Source organism: Streptomyces sp. NPDC040545 (genome assembly GCF_055595065.1).
The window spans coordinates 54,404-73,552 of record NZ_JBVIWA010000003.1 but is presented as its reverse complement, the minus strand read 5'-3'; the positions used below and the strand labels follow the sequence as shown (position 1 = coordinate 73,552).

The window sequence follows — 19,149 nt, the reverse complement described above, 5'->3', positions numbered from 1 at the left end:
CAGGCGGAGGGGCACGGTCTGATGGCATGGCTGGCGGCGGGCGAGGGGTACGAGATCGCCCTGGTGGAGGGACGGGTGGCGGCGAGGTCCGCCACCGGGCGGACGGCGGGACGGCAGTTGAAGACACTGCCCAAGGCGCTGAAGGACCACCCCGAGGTGGACCGGCTGCGCAGGCTGGCCGAATGGCTCGACCGGCACGAGGCGGCCTGCGCCGCACAGGTCGACAGCTGGATGGTCTCCTCGCTGCCCGTCCCGACCGAACTGCTCGCCCGGGTCTGGCCGGACGAGGCCTGGCAGAGCGCCCTGCGCGATGTGGCCGTCGTCGGCGACGACCCGGACGAGGTGGGCTTCCTGCGGGACGCCACCGCCTCGGGTGAGCTGAAGGTGGTCAACCTCGACGGCGAGACCGTCCGGCTCTCCCCGCGCACGGTGACCCTGCCGCACCCGGTGCTGCTGCCCGACCTGGACGACGTACGGGACTTCGCGGCCGAGCTGGGCATCGTCCAGCGGGTCGAGCAGATCCACCGGGCCACCTGGCACAAGCCCGCCGAGATCGCCGCCACCGCCACCGAGGTCCGCGACTACGCGGGCGGGGTCTTCCCCACCCGCTTCAGCCTCGCGGCCCGCGCCACGAGCCTCGGCTACCGGGTCTCCGGCGGCTACGCCACCTGCAAGGTCCGGGACGCGGGCACCGGGACGGAGGCCGCCGTGTGGATCGGCGAACCCTACTACGAGGACGAGATGACCACCGGCGCGCTGAGCTGGCACGACGAGGACGGCCGGGCGGTACGCCTGACGGAGGTCGGACCGGTGGCCTGGTCCGAAGGCATGCGGATGGCCGCGGCGCTCTACGCCGGGCGCAAGATCGAGGAGGGCGGGGACGCGTGAGCATCCACCAGGAAGACACCGAGATGAACAACGCCGAACTGCTGCTCAAGGCCGGTGCCGTACTGCCGCGGGACACCACCGGCGCCGGCAGCGACGTCGTGGAACTGACCGCGCGCTCCTACCGCCACCCCGGCCTCGGCGACGACCGGGTCGTGGTCCGGCTCGCCCCCGGCGAGCTGGGCGCGGCCGAGGACCTCGCCGCGGGCTTCCTGGGGCTCGTACGGGACGAGGGCGAGCCGCCCGTCGTCGGCCTGAGCCGGCGCCAGGCGCTCGGCTTCCCCGAATGGGTCCTCGTGCACCACCCCGAGGACGGCCACCACGCCCTCGCCGTCGTCCCCGAACTGGACCGGATCGCCCGGCAGGCCAAGACCAAGCCCAAGGCCGCCCTCGACGCCTGCCTCGAACTGGCCGGCCGCCTCGCCGCGTCCGTCCCGCACTTCCTGCCCCTCTTCCACGAGCAGGCCGCACGCCTCTTCCTCGCCGTCGAGAACACCACCTACGCCGCCCAGCTGTTCGGGCGGGCCCGGGACGCCGAGGCCCAGTACGGGCTGGCCATCGACGAGGACCGCCTCGACGCCGTCTTCCTCGAATTCGCCCTCGTCGGCGCCCTGCCGGTGAAGGTGCTCACCGGCTACGGCAAGGCCCTGGCCGGCCGCGTCACCCCCGCCGAGGCCTACGAGCGCTTCCGCCGCCTGTGCGTACGCCGCACCGCCGGCGGGCTGCCGCCCTCCGCCCAGGCCGCCGCCGAACTGCGCCGTCTCGCCCGCGCCGCGGGCCTGACCGGCACCGAACCCGAGCAGGACTACCTCGCCGAACTGCTGCCCCTGCCCGCGACCCTGCGCGCCGCGCTCGGCTGGTGGAAGGCACACCGCAGCGCCCTCGTGGCGCTCGCCCGCCGCGTGCCCGCCGTGCGCGGCACGCTCCTCGGACTGACCCCGCCCAGCGGCGACGGCGGCGAGTTCACCACCTTGTGGCTGGAGATCCTCGAGGAGTCCGGCGCCACCGCCGGCCTCGTCGACGGGGACCTGCCCGCCGAGCAGCGCTGCGCCGACGGCACGGCCGGCTGGCTGGAGCGCTTCCACGCCGCCCGCCACTCCGGCTGGGGCCGGCGCCCCACGCTCCCGCTCCTCCTCGACCTCGTCGAGCGCTGCGCCGCCCGGCTGCGCACCGAACTCGCCCGGCCCGAACGGGAAGCGGGCCTGCGCATCGGCGTCGAGGACACCGACCTCCTCGACCTGCTGCTCGCCCTGGACGTCCCGGTCACCGACCCCGAGGCCGACCCCGAGGGCCGGCGCCACCGGTACGACCACCTGAACCTGTCCGAGTGGGCCGACGCCGAGCAGCGCCGCGACCTGCTCGCCCTCGCCGCCGACCGGCGCTTCCACCCCGCCTTCCGCCGCGCGCTGAGCAATCTGAGCGACGGCTGCGCCGATGTCGTCCGGTGCGTCGCCGCCTCGCCCGGCGGCCGCCCGCTGCTGGCCGAATGGATGCGCGACGTCGCTCTCGCCTCCACCGCGGCCGGTCTGCCCGGGGTTCCCGAGGCCATCGCACGTCTGCGGTGGCTGCCCACCGAAGCCCTGGAACTCGCCCCGGAGGAAGTGGCCGCCGCCACGGCCGCCGACCTCGCCGAAACCCTGGCCCGGACCCTGCGCGGCGGCCTCTTCGAGGAACTGGCCTGGCCCTCCTGGGAGGAAGCCCTCGCAGAACTGAGCCCCGGCCAGGGCCGGGAGGCCCTGACCGTGGTGGAGGCCTGGCCGTACCTGATCGTCGCCAACCAGACCCAGGTCCGGGTCATCGACGCCGACTCCACCGTCCTCACGCACGACCTGCGCGTGCCGACCGGGACCTCGTACAACCACGGCTTCCACTACGTCGACGGTGAACTGCTCGTCTTCTGGTCCTCCTGGAGCACCAACGGGACCCAGGGCTACTGGCACCACTCGCCCGGCACCGTCCTCACCCTGGACACCGACCGCAGCCACTGGTCGCTGCGCACCGACCACCTCTCCCTGCCGCTCCCCGGCGGCGGGCGCGCCACCGGCGGCGGCGTCCTGCACCGCGGCGACACGAAGCTGCCGGACGAGCGGCCCCTGCTGTCCGACGGCACCTCGTACTGGGTGTGGCAGCGCCGCGACGAGCAGACCGGCCACGGCTGGCTCGAGTACGACCCCACCGGCGGGACCTACGGACGGTACTCGCTGCCCGCGTTCTTCACCGACGCGCTGCGTGCCGACGGGGACGCCGCCCTGCGCACCGGGCACTACACGTGGCTGCGGCCCGCGCCCACCGTGGACGGCTCGGTCCTCGGCGAGCCCGCCGACGGCCTGCTCGGCTGGCGCACCGTACGCCGCCCCGGCAACGGCTGGCAGGGCACCGACACCGGCGGCCGCACCGTCGCCGTGCCCGAGGGCCGCGAGGTGCCCGTCGCCGCCCTCGCCTTCCCCGGCGACGACCGGCCCCGTGCGCTGTCCCAGCACTGGCAGGAGCTGAGCATCACCGACCCGGACGGTGTGGTCACCGCCAAGTCGCGCGACGGCCACCGCCGGCGCTCCGCCTTCGGCACGGGCAGCGTGGACCTTCCGCCGCTGTCGCACTGGTACGCCCTGCGCCCCCGCGACACCGAGGGCTCGGCCGTCCTGCGCGCCGCCGACCGGGAGACCGTGGCCGCACTGCTCAAGACGGCCGCCGCGGCCGAAAAGGCCGCCGACCTGCCGGACCTGGTCAGCGCGGCACTGCCGCAGATCACCGCCCCCAAGATCATCGGCGGCATCGTCGAAGTCCTCCGTTTCACCCTCACCCAGCAGAAGGCCCTGGACGAGATCGCCGCCCGGCTCCACCCCGGCAACACCCCCGTCGAGGAACGCGAGCAGGGCCCCGGCGACCGGCTGATCGCCGACGCGCTCAGCGGTCTCATCGGCTCCGGCTACTACCGCTGGGGCGGCGAGAGCGACGCCGCCCACTACACGCTGACCGAACTCGCCACCGCCCGCACCCGCACCGACGCGGCCCCCGCGCCCGGCCTGCTCCACTTCGACACACCCGCCCTGCCGTACTGGTCCTTCACATGGACCCCCCTGCTGGACCAGCCCGCGGCCGTCGCCTACCGCGCCGTCACCGTCGCGCCCACCGACGAGCAGCGGGAAGGCCTGCTCACCCTGCTCGGCACGGTCGACGCCCTCGGCCTGGCCTCCGCCGAAGGCTCCGCGGACCGCTGGCGCCGGGTCCTGCTCCGCCTCGACCGGCAGCACCTGCTCACCCCGGACGGCGAACGCAACGTCCACCACCGCAGCCTGCTGCCCCTGGGCGGCGGAGCCGTCCTCGCACTGACCGAGCACAGCGAATCCGTGCCCGAAGGCCACGAGTTCGGTGCCCTGCTGTACGACCCCACGGGCCGGTTCGCCGTCCCCGGCCCCTACACCGTGCGCGGCGACGCCCCGCTCGGCGACCGCGAACGCGGCGCCGGCTGGCTGACCGCGTTCCTCGGCGCCGCCGCCGAGCACGGCCCCGCGCCCTTCCGCCCCGAAGCCGCGGAGGAGTTCTCCCGGCTCACCGGAGTCTCCGGCACCCTCGCCCGCCTGGTGGTCGCCGGACTCCCGGGCGTCGACAGCTACGAACGCAGCTTCCTCACCCCCGACCTGCGCACCGCCCTCGGGGTCAAGGCCACCGACGCCGCGTACGCCCGCGACGAGCTCAAGAACCTCGACACCGAGCTGCGGCGCGCCCTCGTCGGGGCCCTGCTCCCCGCCGATCCGGCGAAGCTGTGGAGCGAGGGACCCGACGTCGCCGCCGCCGCGGAGCTCTGGAACCGGCGCGTGGGCCGCCGTACCCCCGTCCCCGACTGGCTCGCCACGGAAGCCGCGCGCGCCGTGGGCGGCACCTGGCCCGCACATCGCGCCCTGGCCGCGCTGCTCGACCCGGCCGCCTCGCGCGAGCTCTCCGTCGACGTCGCCTGGACCGTGAAGGGCGACCACGTGGAGCCCGCCGGGCCGGCCACCGACCCCTTCACCGCCTCCGTCCTGACCGGAACCCTGGCCATGGCCTCCTGGCTGGCCCACCGGCTGCCCGCGGGCGATTCCGTACGAGCCGCCCTGCCGCCCGTACTGACGGCCGTACGGCAGCGGCTCGCCGCCCCCGAACTTCTCCTGGAGATCGGGCACTACACCAGCCTGCCCGACTTCCGGAAGGCGGCCGGCACGCCGACCGAGACCGGCGAGGGCTACGAACGGTACGGAGCCGTCGTCATGGCCACCCACGACGACCAGCCCAAGCCCGCGCTGCGCCCGGCCCTGCTCGACTCCACCGGCTCCGACCCGTACCTGCCGGTGCTGCGCGGCGACGACCAGCGGCCCTCCGCCGCCGAGGCCGCGCTGCGCGCCGTCCACGACCCGCGGTTCGCCGCGCTGCTCGCCGACCCGGGCGCCCCGGCGGCGGGCACCGTGGCCGCCGACGGCACCTGGTGGCCGCAGGACCCCGGCCGCTCCGTTCCCGAGCTGGTGGAGGAGGCGGGCGCCCGGCACGGCCTGGGCGCCGACGCGGCCACCCTCTACCTCATGCTGCTCGCCATGCCCGACCCCACCGACCGCAACACCGCGCGCTGGACCGGCTGGAAGCCGGCCCGCCTCAAGGCCGCCCGTGCCGAACTGGCCGCCACCGACCTGGTGGTGACGGCCGGCCGCAGCCGGGCCGGGCGCTCGCTGTTCCTGCCGGGCGGCTGGACGGACATGCCCTCCCCGACGCTGCCGGTGGAGCAGTGGAAGCTCCCGATGTACGGCCTGAGCGCCGGTGGCCGGCCCCCGCTGGGCGTGCTGGTCCCGGCCGAACCGGCCGCGGAGCTCTACCGCCGCGCCTGGCAGCGGGTCCAGGAGGGCGACCTGCCGCGCTTCGAGGAACTCAAGGTGAAGCGCACCCGCGCCCGCCGCCGCTGAACCGGCCGTCCCGGGCCGCCACGGGCGCCCGGGACCGCCGTACGGCGGGGGGGGGCGGGGGGCTCTGGAGGTTTTTCTCCCTCCCGCGCCCCCCCCTCTTCCCTCCCCCCCCCCCCCCCCCCCCCCCCCCCCCCCCCTCCCCCTCTCTCCCCCCCCCCCCCCCCCCCCCCGCCCCCGCACCGACCTCCCGCCACACCATCCAGAGGATCCGATGACCGTCACCGAAGAAACCGCCCCCGCCGCCCGGCAGGTGCTGCCCGCCGAGGAGCGCCACGCCGCCGAGCTTGCCTTCCTCGCCGCCCAGGACCCCGGCCCCCGCCCGCCCGGCTGGGCCCTGACCCCGCGCGCCGTCGTCACCTTCGTCTGCGGCAGCGACGGAGCCGAACTGGCCCTGCCGCGGCGCCGCGCCGGACTCCCCGCCAAGCTGGCCATCGCCCCCAAGTTCGTCGGCGAACGCGCCCTCGTCGAGCGCTGCGTCGTCACCCTGGCCGGCGAGCGCGGCCTGCTCCTCACCGGCGAGCCCGGCACCGCCAAGTCGATGCTGTCCGAGCTGCTGGCGGCCGCCGTCAGCGGCACCAGCGCCCTCACCGTCCAGGGCACGGCCGGCACCACCGAGGACGCCTTCCGCTACGGCTGGAACTACGCCCTGCTGCTCGCCCAGGGGCCCACCTCGCAGGCCCTGGTCGACTCCCCGGTGCTCTCCGCCATGCGCACCGGGCGCGTCGTCCGCGTCGAGGAGATCACCCGCTGCCTGCCCGAGGTGCAGGACGCGCTGGTGTCGATCCTGTCCGACCGGCGGCTCAGCGTGCCCGAACTGACCGCCACCGAGGACGCGGTGGTCTCCGCCGCCCCCGGCTTCACCGTCATCGCCACCGCCAACCTGCGCGACCGCGGCGTCTCGGAGATGTCCGCCGCGCTCAAGCGCCGCTTCAACTTCGAGACCGTCGCCCCGATCGCCGACGCGGACGCGGAGGCCACCCTGATCCGCCGCCAGGCGGTCGCCGCCGTCCAGCGGGCCGGCGCCGCCTTCGGCGTCGACGACGCCGTGCTCGACGCGCTCGTCACCGTCTTCCGCGACCTGCGCTCGGGCCGCTCCGCCGAGGGCTGGGACGTGGAACGCCCCGGTACTGTCATGTCCACCGCCGAGGCCGTCCAGGTGGCGGCCTCGCTCGGGGTCGCCGCCGCGTACCTGCCGGGCGGGGACGTGCTGGACCTGCTGCCGGGGCACCTGCTGGGCGTCGTACGCAAGGACGACCCGGCCGACCACGGACGCCTGCTGGGGTACTGGGACGGCCCGGTCCGGCGCCGCGCCGAGGACGGTTCGCCGATGTGGCGCCGCCTCTGGGACCTGCGCGGGAGCCTGCGTTGACGCACACCGACCCGCGCGCCGCGGTCGAGGCCCTCGCCGCGGCCCGTGAGCCGTACCTCATCGGGGTGCGCCACCACAGCCCCGCGCTGGCCGCGGTGGTACCGGCCCTGCTGGACGCCTCGGGCGCCGACGTGGTCTGCGTCGAGCTCCCGGCGGAGTTCCAGCCCTGGCTGGAGCACCTCGCCGACCCGGAGACCGTCGCCCCGGTCGCCCTCGCGGGCATCGGGGAGGACGGCCGCCTGGCGTTCTACCCCTTCGCGGACTTCTCCCCGGAACTGGCCGCGATCCGCTGGGCCCGTGCGGCCGGCGCGGCCGTGGTCTGCTGCGACCTCCCCCTGGCGGACCGCGGCTGGACCCACCCGGCCCCGGACTCCGCCGCGGCCCCGACCCCGGCCCCGGACTCCGCCGCGGCCACGGCCGCGGGCCCGGATTCGGCCTCGGGCCAGGCCTCCGGGCAGGCCACGGCACCGGACCAGGGCACGGCCCCTGCCGGTGGGTCCTTCGCGGACGCGCTGACAGCCGCCGGTACCGGTCGCGACGGTGACGACATGTGGGACCGGGCCGTCGAGGTCCTCGCCCCGGGGTGCTCCCCCGAGGCCGTACGCCGTGCGGCGCTCGGCGTCGGCTGGGCGCTGCGCGCGGACACCAGCGCCGTCCCGGAGACGGACCTGGCCCGCGAGGCCCACATGCGGAGCGTCATCGCCGACGCGGTCGCCGCGGGCCACCGCGTGGCGGCGGTGATCGGGGCGTTCCACGCCCCGGTCCTCCCGCGCACGACCGCCGGCGGCTCGCCGGCCGAACACTGCTCCGGCGCCGGCGCCGACGCAGCCACGGCTCTGGGGCCGAACCCGGTCGTCCCGGCACCCCGGCACGGCGGAAGCGCCGCTTCCGGGGTGTCGGCCGCAGACGCGGCGTCGGCCGTTACCTCCTTCGTGCCGTACTCCTTCGACCTGCTCGACTCCCGTTCCGGCTACCCCGCCGGGATCCGGGACCCCCGCTGGCAGCAGGCCGTCCTCGAAGCCGGCGGTGACCCCGACCGGGTCCGCGAGGCCGCCTCCGTCGCCGTCACCGGGCTCTGCCGGGAGCTGCGCCGCGCCGGGCACACTGCCGGCACCGGCGAGGCCGCCGAGACCCTGCGGCTCGCCTGCGACCTCGCCACCCTGCGCGCACTGCCCGCGCCCGGCCGCGGCGAGCTCCTCGAAGCCGTCACCACCGTCCTCGGCCAGGGTGAACCGCTCGGCCGCGGCCGGGCGCTGGCCCGAGCCCTCGAGGCCGTGCTCGTCGGCACCGCCCGCGGCCGGATCACCCCGCACGCCCCCCGCTCCGGCCTCGGCCCCTCGGTCGAATCCGAACTCGCCGAGCTGCGGCTGCCGTCCCCCGAGGACCCGGCGCCCCGCGAGATCCGCCTCGACCCGCTCCGCTCCGCCCTCGACGGCCGCCGCGAGGTCCTGCTGCAACGGCTCCTCGTGTGCGGCGCCTCCTACGGGGAGCCCCTCACCGTCGCCGCCACCGGCGACGGCACCGCCCTCGGCACCAAGTGGCGGCTGTCCTGGACGCCTTCCGTCCCGGCCCGGCTGGATCTCGCCGGGGTGCGCGGAGTCACCTCCGCCCAGGCGGCCGCGGGCACGCTGCGGGACACCGCCCGCCGCGCCGCCGCCGACGGCGGGCCGACCCCGGCGCAGATCCTCGCCGGACTGGCCGCCGCCGCGCGGTGCGATCTGCCCGAGCTGGTCGGCGTACGCCTCCACGAGGCGGCCACCGCCCTGCCGCAGACCGCCACCCTGCCCGAACTCCTCGACGCCCTCGACCTCCTGGAGGCCCTCCACCGCGGTCACCTGCCCGGCACCTCCGCCGCGGCCCGGACCGCCGCCGCGGACCTCGCCGGGGACCTCCTCGAAGCCGCCGTGCGCTGTCTGCCCGGCCTCGCCGGGAGCGAGGACCCCGCCGACGCGGCCGCCCTCGTGGCCCTCGCCGACCGGGCCGCCGCCCACCACCTGGGCCTGCGCACGGACGACGCCCTCGCCGGCCTGGCCGCCACCGCGTCGCCGATGATGCAGGGCGCGGCCCTGGCCGTACGGGTCCTGCTCGACCTCGACCCGGCCGCCGAGCTCGGCGGCCGCGCCGCCGGATGGATCGACGGCGCGGGCACCGCCGACAGCCGGCGCGCCCTGACCCGGCGGCTCGGCGGACTCCTCACCGCCGCCGGGCCCCTCCTGCAGTCCTCCCCGGCCGCCCTCACGCCGCTTCTCGACCGCGTCGAGCACCTCGCCGACCAGGACTTCCTCGACCGGCTCCCAGCACTGCGCGGCGGCTTCGACGCCCTGTCGCCCGCCGCCCGGGACCGGCTGCTCGACACCGTCACCGAGCGGCTCGGCGACCGGATCGACCTCGCGCTCGACGCATCACCCGCCCTGCTCGCCCTCTGGGCCGCGGCCGACGCGGCCGGACTCGCCGCCCTCAAGGCCCTCCCGCTGCCGGGGACACAGGCGCCGACGCCGGGTCCGGCCGCCGAGGCGCTCGAGGCCCCGCGCGTACGATCTCCCCGGGCCGACGGCCCGCGGCTCGCCCCCGCCGACCGCTGGCGGCTGCTGCTCGGCCGCGAGCGGGACCGGCTCCCCGCCGGCGCCCGCCGCTACGCCCACGCGCTGGACGAGCTGTACGGAGCGGGGCGCGGCGAAGGCGCCTCCGACCTCGACCTCGGCCAGGGGCGCGGCCAGGGCGGCGGCCAGGAGGCCTCCTTCCCCACCGCCCGGGAGTGGTCGCAGGAGCTGGAGGCGCTGTTCGGCGCCGACGTACGCGAGGAGGTGCTGGCGGGAGCAGCCGAAGCGGGCCGCACCGACGTGCTCACCCAGCTCGATCCGGCGGCCGTGCGGCCCTCGGTGGAACTGCTGAGCTCCGTACTGTCCCTCGCCGGCGGGCTGCCGGAGGCCCAACTCGCCCGGCTGCGCCCCCTGGTCAGACGGCTCGTCGACGAACTCGCCAAAGAGCTCGCCACCCGGCTGCGCCCGGCCCTGTCCGGCCTCGCCACGCCGCGCCCCACCCGGCGCCCCGGCGGCAAGCTCGACCTGGCCCGCACCCTGCGCGCCAACCTCGCGCACACCCGGCGCCGGGCCGACGGCAGCGTGGTCGTCGTCCCGGAGCGTCCCGTCTTCAGCACCCGGGCGAGCCGCGAGGCCGACTGGCGGCTGATCCTGGTCGTCGACGTCTCCGGCTCCATGGAGGCCTCCGTCATCTGGTCGGCCCTGACCGCGGCCGTCCTGGGCGGCGTACCGACCCTGTCCACCCACTTCCTCGCGTTCTCCACCCAGGTCGTGGACCTCACCGACCGGGTCGAGGACCCGCTCTCCCTGCTGCTGGAGGTCCGGGTCGGCGGCGGCACGCACATCGCCGCCGGTCTGGCGCACGCCCGCTCCCTGATCACCGTCCCGAGCCGCACCCTGGTCGTCGTGGTCAGCGACTTCGAGGAGGGCGCGCCGGTCGGCGGGCTCCTCGGCGAGGTCCGCGCGCTGGCCGCCTCCGGCGCCCACCTGCTGGGCTGCGCCGCGCTCGACGACGAGGGGACGCCCCGGTACTCGGTCCCGGTCGCGCGGCAACTCGTGGCGGCCGGCATGCCCGTGGCCGCCCTCAGCCCCCTCGCCCTCGCCCGCTGGGTGGGCGACCGCCTCCGTGGAGAGTCCCGTTGAGCACCGAACTGCCGCCCGTCTCCCCCGAGGTGCTCGCCGAAGCCGTCGAGCAGCTCACCCCCCGCCTGCGCAAGAAGCTGGACGCCGCCACCGAGGGATGCGCGGCGGGCGCCGTCCTCGCGGCCGACGGCACCGTCATCCTCCGCTTCGGCGAGGACGCCCTCGTCACCCTGAGTCCCGGTCCGGCGGGCACGGTCACCACGGCGGAACAGGCCACGTGCAGCTGCCTGCTGGCACCCCGCTGCCTGCACCGGGCCGCCGCCCTGGGCGCGGCCCCGCTCGCGGACGGCCAGCCGGAGCCGACCACGGCGGCCGAGCCCGCAGGGTCCACCGATTCCGCCGGGACCGCGGAGCCCACCGACCCCGCCGGGACCGCGGAACCCGTCCGGCCCGTCGGGACCACCGCGCCCGCTCCGGACCTCACCGCGGCCCAACTGCGCGCCGCCGACGCCCTCTGGCACGTGGCCGCCGAAGCCCTCGCCGCCGGGGTCACCGCCGGGGGAGCGGTGGTCCAGGCCGAGCTGCTGCGCGCCGCCCACACCGCCCGCCTCGCCGGGCTGCCGCGCGCCGAAGCGGACGCCCTACGGGTCGTACGCGGCCTGCGCGCCGCCCGTGAACGCCGGGCCGGCCACCGGCTCGGCGACCTCACCGGGGCCTTCCGCGAGCTCCTCCACACCGCCGGGATGCTGGCCTCCGGCGCGGCCGACCCCGCGCTGACCGGCACCGCCCGCCGCGCCTACGCGCCCGGCGGCAGCCTCCAGGTGCACGGCCTGTGCCGGGAACCCGTCCTGTCCGCCACCGGATACGGCGGGGTGGTCACCCACCTGCTGGCCCCGGACGGCACGCCCTACTCGGTCTCCGACGTACGGCCCGGCGGCCTGGCCCGCGCCCGCGGCGCCGGTTCGGCCTCCGTGGCCCTCGGCGGCGCCGCCCTCGACCATGCCGGTCTCGCCCGCGGTGGCCTGCGTATCGTCGGCGCGACCGTCTCCCCGGAAGGCCGGCTCGGCGCCGGACGCGGGGTCAGGGCGACCCCGCTGCCCGGCATCGCCTGGACAGAACAGCCCGCCGCGCCGCTCTTCGCCCGGCCGGCCGCCGAAGCCGTCGCCGAGCTGCTCGCCGCCCCGGACGCGGCCGAGTCCGCGCTGCTCGGCTGCGACGTCACCGTCGTCGGCGCGGCCGGTGAACACCTCCTCGTGCGCGAGACGCGGCCGGACGCGCCCCTGCTGCGGCTGCTGCCCGCGCATCCGCACCCGGAGCTGGCGCACACGGAGAACCTGCGCCGCATCGCCTCGTACCCCGGGCTCCAGCTGCGCGTCCTGGGCCGCCCCGACCTGGACCGCACCGCCACGCTGCGCCCCCTGGCCGTGGGCCCGGTGCCGGGCGCGGAGCACACGCTGCGACTGCCCGAGGAATGGCTGGGCCGGGCCGACCTCGGCTACGACCGCCTCCAGGGCGCGCACTTTCCGCAGGGCGCCGCCGCCCCCGTACCGCCCCCGGCGGCCGAGGGCCCGGACCCGCTGGCCGACTCCCCGCTGTGGCGGGTGCGCCGTCTCCTGGAGACCGGGGTCGCCGGTGGCCGCCGCGCCGTCGCCGAGGCGGCCCGCGGCACGGAGTCCCTGGCCGCCGCCTCGTACGGCCCGCTGCGCAGGGTCGGGCTCACCGGGGCGGCGGACCTGGCCGCCGCGCTCGCCGCCGAGGCCGACCGCCGCCCCCGCGATGTGTTCGGCCGGCTGGCCGACCCCTCGCCCGACGGCTACGCCTGGGCCTGGCTGGCCGCGGCCACCCACCTGGCGGCGGCGGAACGCTGCCTGATCGCCGCGTCCTGGGCGGCGGGCCCGATCGCCGCCCAGGTCAGCGGGCGCTGACGGCGGGGGTCAGCACGCGGGCCAGGAGGTCCAGGGCCGCCGTGACCTCGCGGACGGTGGCCGGGTCCGGGGCGGTTCCGTCGGGACCGGTCAGCGCCGCGGCGAGAGCGTCGTCGATGGTGGCGGCCCGGACCTCGGCGACCCGGGCGGAGGGTTCGGCGGCGGGCCGGATGAGCCGGCGGCGCCGGTCGGCGGGGTCGGGCTCCGTGTCGACCGAGCCCGCTTGCTCCAACCGGGCGACGGACGTGGAGACCTGACTCTGCGGCAGGCCCGTCCGCGCGGCGATCTCGCCGACCGTGGTCCCGGGGTGGGAGACGACGTCGCCGAGGACGACGACCACCGAGCGGACCGATCCCGGCGGTCCGGACTTCGGCTGGGGCATCGCCTGTTCGCCGATCTTCATGAGGGCGCGTCCCAGGAGGAACGCTTCGACTCCGTTCATGGACAGCAGAGTACATCTCAATAGATGTATCTATCTTGATGCATCAATTGAGATGGATTACTGTCGTGTCGTCAGCCGGACCCGCCGGCGACACCTCAGCGAGGGGGACCCGCCATGCCCGCGACCGTCACCGCCACCACCGCCGTCACCCGCACCCTCGCCGTCCCCGGCGCCACCCTGCACTTCCGGGTGGACGGCCGCGGCCCCGTCCTCCTCCTCTCCCAGAGCGGCGAGGGCGACGCGGACCGCACGGTCGACCTCGTCCCGCACCTGACCGACACCTTCACGGTCGTCACGTACGACCGCCCCGGCCTGTCGCGCAGCACCCTCCACGACCCCGCCGGCCCCGTCACCATGGCCGAGCACGCGGACGATGTCGCCCGGCTGCTCGCCGAGGTCACCGACGGGCCGGCGCTGATGGCGGGGTTCAGCATGGGTGCCGCGATCGGCCTCCAGGCCGTGGCCCGCCATCCGGGCCTGCTGAGCACCCTGATCGCACACGAGCCCGTGATGCCGAACCTGCTGGCCGGGGCGGACCGCGCCGAGCACCTCGCCGAACTGACGGCCATCCAGGACGTCCACGCGGCCGGGGGCCTGACGGCGGCGTTCCCGGCGATCGCCCGGCACCTGGGCATCGACCCGGCGCAGGACGACAGCGAGGACGGCCTCACCCCCCAGCCGCTGACCCCGCGCCGTCAGGCCAACTTCGGCTTCTTCATCGGAACGGAGTTCACGGCCGTCACCACGGACGCCCTGGACCCGGCAGAGCCGGTACGGGCCGCGGCACGGGCCGGCACGAGGATCGTCGCGGCGACGGGACGGACGACCCGGCCGACGGTCCACACCTACCGCTGCGCCCTGGCGCTGGCGGCACGACTGGGTACGGAGCCGGTCGAGTTCCCCGGCGGCCACAACGGGAACACCGCCTTCCCCCGGGCCACGGCGCAGACGCTGAAGACCGTCCTCGGCCGGTGATCCCCCGCTGAGCTCCAGCGGCTGCTCGACCCGCACGGGAACGTGGTGGCCGACCCCACGGCGTACCTGCGCACCCACCTCGGCCGTGACGATGTGGAGCTCGCCCGCGAGGGGGAGGTCTCGCACTTCGACCAGCTGCCGCTCAGCGTCCTCACGACGGCCACCCTCGACTGGATCCGCCGCGAGGTGCCGGGCGTTGCGGTCGACGAGCGCCGGTTCCGCCCGAACATCCTCGTGCGTACCCCGCCCGGCACCCCGCCCTTCGTCGAGGACGAGTGGATCGGGCGAGAGGCCACCGTGGGGGACACCCTCCGTATCGAGTTCCTGCGCTCCAGCGAGCGGTGCGTGATGACCAACCAGGCCCAGCAGGACCTTCCGCACTCGCCGCTGATCCTGAGGACGATCGTCAGGGGACAAGACAACCGGCTCGACGCGCTCGCCAGGATCGTCACACCGGGAACGGCCCGGGTCGGGGACCGCATCGTGCCCGGCTGAGAGCGCCGGCGCGCGTCCCCGGCCCTGGGCTGGAACTGGTAGTAGTTGCCGAAGTCGACGCGGTTCCACTTCTGGGCATCGGTGTCGTTGCACCACCACTGCCGGACGCCCGTCCCAGAGCCTCCTGGGACGTCCCGAGACGGCGTGCGGTGCGGTGCGGGACGGCTCATGACCGCGATGTGGAACCCGGACCGCCGCGATCGCCTCTTGCTGGCCGAAGGGGGGATGGACATGACGAAGACAGCGGTGTCCGTGACCGGCCGGCTGGTGGTGGCGGGGCTCCTGTGCGCCGCCCTGGCGGCGTGCGGGACCACACGGACGGGACAGGCCGCGCCACCCGCGGGCGTACCCACGCTCGCCACGGCGGAGTGCGATCTCGACGTGCCGACGGATGAGGAGACGGGCGGGTATGCCGGTCCGCCGACGGATGAGGAGACGGGCGGGTACGCGGGCCCGCCGACGGATGAGGAGACCGGCGGGTACGCGGGCCCGCCGACGGATGAGGAGACCGGCGGGTATGCAGGTCCGCCCACCGACGAGGAGACGGGCGGGTACGCCGGTCCGCCGACGGATGAGGAGACCGGTGCCTACGTGGGCCCGCCGACCGACGGTCAGATGGCCAACGGCGGTGGCCCCTGCGGCCCGGCGGACTGGTTCGACATGACCCGCGACTTCACCGCCTACTACGTGAAGCACCAGGCCGACGACGGGTACCCGGACTCCGAGGTGATCAAGGAGGTCCGCGTCCGCAAGGTGCGCACCGTCGGCGAGGCGAGGATCACCTTCACCACCAAGGAAGTGGGCAAGGGCCGGGGCGATGCCGCACGCGCGATCGCCAAGGTGTTCGCCGCCTGGCGGCACCAGGTCTACGGAGACACGGGCACGGTGACGCTCCAGACCTCGACCGGGCCGCGGCTGAACGTCACCGAGTCCTGGTGACCCCGGGGCCGGGCCACCGCGCGTCCCAGAGCGCGCAGTGGTGCTCCGCCCGGGCGTCCACCGTACGGATCCCGCCCGCCCCCGGCGCCAGCGACAGCACCGAGGCAGAAGTCCGCTCGCGCGGCCACCGCGGTCCTCCCGGCGCCGCCGGAACGCCCGTGCGGGCGAATCCGGTCCAGTAGCCGGTCATCCGGTCCGCGAGCTGCCGCTGCGGTCCGGTCAGCGGCGCGATCGTGAACAGGTAGGGCAGTTCGAAGCCGTGGGTCGCGCCGTACGGCAGGTCCGCCGGGGCCGGCTGCCCCGTGAAATCGGGCGCGCCCCGGTCGCTGAACCGGTACGCGTACACCGGCACGTGCCGGCCCAGCGCCGCGCCGTCCCGCAGCGTCGGGCAGGCGAACGACGCATCGGTCAGTACGGTGGCCCACGCCACCGCCGGGGTCGCGAAGGCGGACACCGGATAGTCGGCCTCCACCGCACGGGCGGTCGGCGCGTCGAAGGACAGCTCCAGCCGGGCCCGGTAGGCGGCCTCGTCGGGGATCGGATACGCCGCCAGGGTCTGCGCGAGGAAGAGGCGCATCTCGTCCTGGGTGGTGCCCTGGACGACCGGCACCCGGTGGAACCGGCCGGCCTCCAGCGCCCGCCGGGGCTCCAGCGGCAGCACGCTGTTGCCGTAGGAGACCAGCGAGAAGCGCTGCATCAGTTCGGCGGTGGCCAGGACACCGGTGTCCAGTCCGCGCAGGCAGTCCAGCACCGCGCCCGGCCGGTCGCAGCCGAGCCGGGCCGCCGCCAGGGCGCCGTCCGCGACCGTGCGCCGCTCCGGCACGAAGGGCTCGTACGTGCCGAGGCCGGGCAGCAGGGACCACGGAGGCGCCGTGGTCGAGCACGATCCGCTCTGCACGATCGCCCGGTGGAACAGGCCCGCCGAGGCGGGGGAGGTGAGGTGCGCGCAGACGCTGAGGGCCCCCGCCGATTCGCCGAAGACGGTGACGTTGCCCGGGTCCGCGCCGAAGCGCGCCGCGTTCGCCCGCACCCAGCGCAGCGCCGCCCGCTGGTCCGCGAGGGCGAAACCGGGCGCCCCGCCGAGCTCCGGATGGCCGAACAGGCCGAAGACACCCAGCCGGTAGTTCACCGTCACGACCACGACACCGCCCATCGTGGCCAGCCGGTCGGGCCGGTACGCGTCGCCCGCGCCGCTGAAGAAGCCGCCGCCGTGGAACCAGACCATGACGGGCCGCCCCCGACCACCCCGATCGGTGGCCCGGCCCGCCGGAGCGGTGACGTTGAGGTACAGGCAGTCCTCCGAGCCGGCCGGCCCGCCGGGCCGGCCCGCGGGCAGCTGCACACAGCGCGAACCCGGCGCCCCGGCATCACGTACGCCCTTCCAGCGCGGCGCCGGCTCCGGCAGCCGCCAGCGCAGCGGACCGGTCGGGGGAGCGGCGAAGGGGATCCCCTCGAAGGTGTCGTACGCGCCGTGCCCGAGGCCCCGCACCGGACCCCGGTCGGTGTCCACGACGGGCCGGTCCGGACCGGGCGCGGCGCCCAGCAGCAGCAATACGACGGGCAGCAGCAGGGCCCACCGGCGACGGAACTGGCGAAAGTCGGTCACGGCCGACGCCCTTTCCCCTTCGGGGCCGGGTGGAGACCCCCGTTTGCCCGCCCCGAATGGCGCAGTGAGCGGAAGTGGCACTCAATGTAACAAAGCGTGCGCTTCCCATGACACGCGATGACCGGCGCGCGATGGCGGAGATCCGCGCGTCGGCGAACCGTCGTGCTGTGCGCGGCGGTCGGCGCCGTTCTCGCCGGCCTGGCCCTGCGGAACCGCCGGGAGCCCTCGGCCTGACCGGCGGCCGCAGACTCCACCGGAGCGGCACCCCGCACACCGTGCGGGGTGCCGCTCCGTTCGCGGTCGGCGCGGCCCCTCGCTGCCGTTCGCTGCGGTTCGCGGTCGGCGCGGTCACGCGAGCAGGTTCACCGCCCGGGTGAACACGCGGGGGAGCCGGGCGGCCAGCGGGACGATCCGTGGCGCGAGCCGCGGCTGGTGACGGGCCCACAGGAGGGACGCGGTGAGCGTGCGGTAGCTGCGCGACAGGTCCCGCCAGGCCTGCTCGTAGGCCTGCGGACGACCCGCCCGGACGCACCGCACCAGCTCGCCCGCCGCCGTCACGGCCAGGGTGAGTCCCTCACCGGTCAGCGCGTCCACGTACCCGGCCGCGTCCCCCACGAACAGCACGCGCCCCGCCACCCGTACGCGGGCCCCCTGGCGCAGCGGTCCGGCCCCGCGCACCGGCGTTCCCGCCGCCGCGCCCAGGCGCGCCGACAACACCGGGAAGCGGGCCAGCTGTACGTCGAACGGGGCCTGATCGGAGGTCAGGACGGCCACGCCGATCCGGTCGGGCGCCAGCGGGGTGACGTAGGCCTCGCACCGCGGCGACCAGTGCACCTCGACGAGGTCGCTCCACGGTTCGACGGCGTAGTGGCGGCGCAGCCCGTAGCGTGCCGGGCGGCGGGGCGCGAGCGGCGCCGACAGGCCGAGCCCGCGCCGGACGGGGGAGTGCAGGCCGTCCGCGGCCACCAGGTAGCGGGCGGTGAGCCCGGCCGCGCCGACCTGGTGGACGTCCTGGCGCACCTGGCCGACGCGCCCGGGGAGCACCCGTACGCCGAGCTGCGCGGCGCGCTCGGCCAGCGCGGCCTGCAGTTCCGTGCGGCGGGCGCCGAGCCCCGGGCCGGACCGGAAGAGCCCCTCGGCGCGGCGGCCGCTCACGCCGTCGACGTAGCGGATGCCGCGGAACGGCTGCCCGGCCACGGTGACGCCCAGCTCCCGGAGGTGGCGTACGCCCCCCGGCATCAGGCCCTCCCCGCAGGCCTTGTCGATGGGGGTGGGCCTCGGCTCCACGACCACGACCTCGAGGCCGGCGAGCGCGCCGTGGATGGCGGTGGCCAGTCCGGCCGGGCCGCCGCCGGCGATCAGCAGGTCGATCACGAGGCGGCGCCGGCCGAGTGCACGGAGGCGGGCGCCCGCAGCCGTCCACCGTCGGTCAGGGCGGCGTCCTCGCAGCCGATCCGTACGCGCAGCAGCACCAGGTTGAGCACGGTGAAGCCGAGCGCCGTCATCCACGCGCTGTGCACCAGCGGCAGCGCGACGCCCTCCGCGACCACCGCCACGTAGTTGGGGTGGCGCAGCAGCCGGTACGGTCCCGCTTCCACGAGCGGCAGCCCGGGAACGACCAGCACCCTGGTGTTCCAGCGTTTCCCGAGGGTGGCGATGCACCACCAGCGAAGGCCCTGGGCGGCCACGGCACAGGCGAGGGCCGACCAGCCGAGCAGGGGGACGAACGGCCGTCCGGCCACCCAGGGTTCCACCACGCAGCCCACGAGCAGCGCGGTGTGCAGGGTGACCATCGCCGGGTAGTGGCCGCGGCCGTACTCGCGGCCGCCGCGGGCCAGGCTCCACGCGGTGTGGCGGCGGGCCGTGATCAGCTCGGCGAGCCGCTCGGCGGCAACGAGCCCGATCAGCAGCAGGTACAGGGTCAGGGAGGTGGGGGCGGTCGGGGCGGGGATCGAGATCATC

12 protein-coding genes are annotated in these 19,149 nt (G+C 76.3%); 8 read left to right on the top strand and 4 right to left on the bottom strand.

The window, feature by feature from the left end; genetic code table 11:
• Positions 1 to 21: 21 nt before the first annotated feature.
• The 5 genes from ACZ573_RS08350 (at position 22) to ACZ573_RS08330 (ending at position 12,730) form a co-directional block, all read left to right on the top strand.
• Entirely contained in the window at positions 22 to 888 is an 867-nt protein-coding gene (locus ACZ573_RS08350) for a DUF4132 domain-containing protein (RefSeq protein WP_471300844.1), read from the top strand.
• Entirely contained in the window at positions 885 to 5,813 is a 4,929-nt protein-coding gene (locus ACZ573_RS08345) for a DNA-binding protein (RefSeq protein ID WP_471300841.1), read from the top strand. Before ACZ573_RS08350 ends, ACZ573_RS08345 begins: the two co-directional genes overlap by 4 nt.
• Before the next feature lie 211 nt (positions 5,814 to 6,024).
• Positions 6,025 to 7,182, top strand: a complete 1,158-nt coding sequence (locus ACZ573_RS08340; RefSeq protein ID WP_471300838.1) for an ATP-binding protein — start codon at positions 6,025 to 6,027, stop codon at positions 7,180 to 7,182.
• Entirely contained in the window at positions 7,179 to 10,865 is a 3,687-nt protein-coding gene (locus ACZ573_RS08335; protein WP_471300834.1) for a DUF5682 family protein, read from the top strand. Before ACZ573_RS08340 ends, ACZ573_RS08335 begins: the two co-directional genes overlap by 4 nt.
• On the top strand, positions 10,862 to 12,730 hold the full coding sequence (locus ACZ573_RS08330) for a hypothetical protein (protein ID WP_471300831.1): 1,869 nt from the start codon (positions 10,862 to 10,864) through the stop codon (positions 12,728 to 12,730). The genes ACZ573_RS08335 and ACZ573_RS08330 overlap by 4 nt, the downstream gene beginning before the upstream one ends.
• Here ACZ573_RS08330 and ACZ573_RS08325 read toward each other — a convergent pair.
• Positions 12,717 to 13,172, bottom strand: coding sequence for a MarR family transcriptional regulator (locus ACZ573_RS08325; RefSeq protein WP_471300828.1), 456 nt, complete (start codon positions 13,170 to 13,172; stop codon positions 12,717 to 12,719). The genes ACZ573_RS08330 and ACZ573_RS08325 overlap by 14 nt on opposite strands.
• Positions 13,173 to 13,286: 114 nt before the next feature.
• Between ACZ573_RS08325 and ACZ573_RS08320 the strand changes: the two genes are divergently transcribed.
• The 3 genes from ACZ573_RS08320 (at position 13,287) to ACZ573_RS08310 (ending at position 15,581) form a co-directional block, all read left to right on the top strand.
• On the top strand, positions 13,287 to 14,147 hold the full coding sequence (locus ACZ573_RS08320; protein ID WP_471300825.1) for an alpha/beta fold hydrolase: 861 nt from the start codon (positions 13,287 to 13,289) through the stop codon (positions 14,145 to 14,147).
• A 45-nt stretch (positions 14,148 to 14,192) separates the two neighbouring features.
• A complete protein-coding gene (locus tag ACZ573_RS08315; protein ID WP_471300822.1) occupies positions 14,193 to 14,642 on the top strand; it encodes an MOSC domain-containing protein in 450 nt (149 codons plus the stop codon).
• A 231-nt stretch (positions 14,643 to 14,873) separates the two neighbouring features.
• On the top strand, positions 14,874 to 15,581 hold the full coding sequence (locus ACZ573_RS08310; protein ID WP_471300820.1) for a hypothetical protein: 708 nt from the start codon (positions 14,874 to 14,876) through the stop codon (positions 15,579 to 15,581).
• On the opposite strand, the gene ACZ573_RS08305 is transcribed toward ACZ573_RS08310, so the two are convergent.
• From ACZ573_RS08305 to ACZ573_RS08295, 3 genes are all read right to left on the bottom strand, one after another.
• Positions 15,565 to 17,187, bottom strand: a complete 1,623-nt coding sequence (locus tag ACZ573_RS08305; protein ID WP_471300817.1) for a carboxylesterase/lipase family protein — start codon at positions 17,185 to 17,187, stop codon at positions 15,565 to 15,567. The genes ACZ573_RS08310 and ACZ573_RS08305 overlap by 17 nt on opposite strands.
• A gap of 348 nt (positions 17,188 to 17,535) precedes the next feature.
• A complete protein-coding gene (locus ACZ573_RS08300) occupies positions 17,536 to 18,561 on the bottom strand; it encodes an NAD(P)/FAD-dependent oxidoreductase (RefSeq protein ID WP_471300814.1) in 1,026 nt (341 codons plus the stop codon).
• Positions 18,558 to 19,148 (bottom strand): isoprenylcysteine carboxyl methyltransferase family protein, encoded by a 591-nt coding sequence (locus tag ACZ573_RS08295; RefSeq protein WP_471300811.1) that lies wholly within the window; start codon positions 19,146 to 19,148, stop codon positions 18,558 to 18,560. Before ACZ573_RS08295 ends, ACZ573_RS08300 begins: the two co-directional genes overlap by 4 nt.
• Position 19,149: the final 1 nt, after the last annotated feature.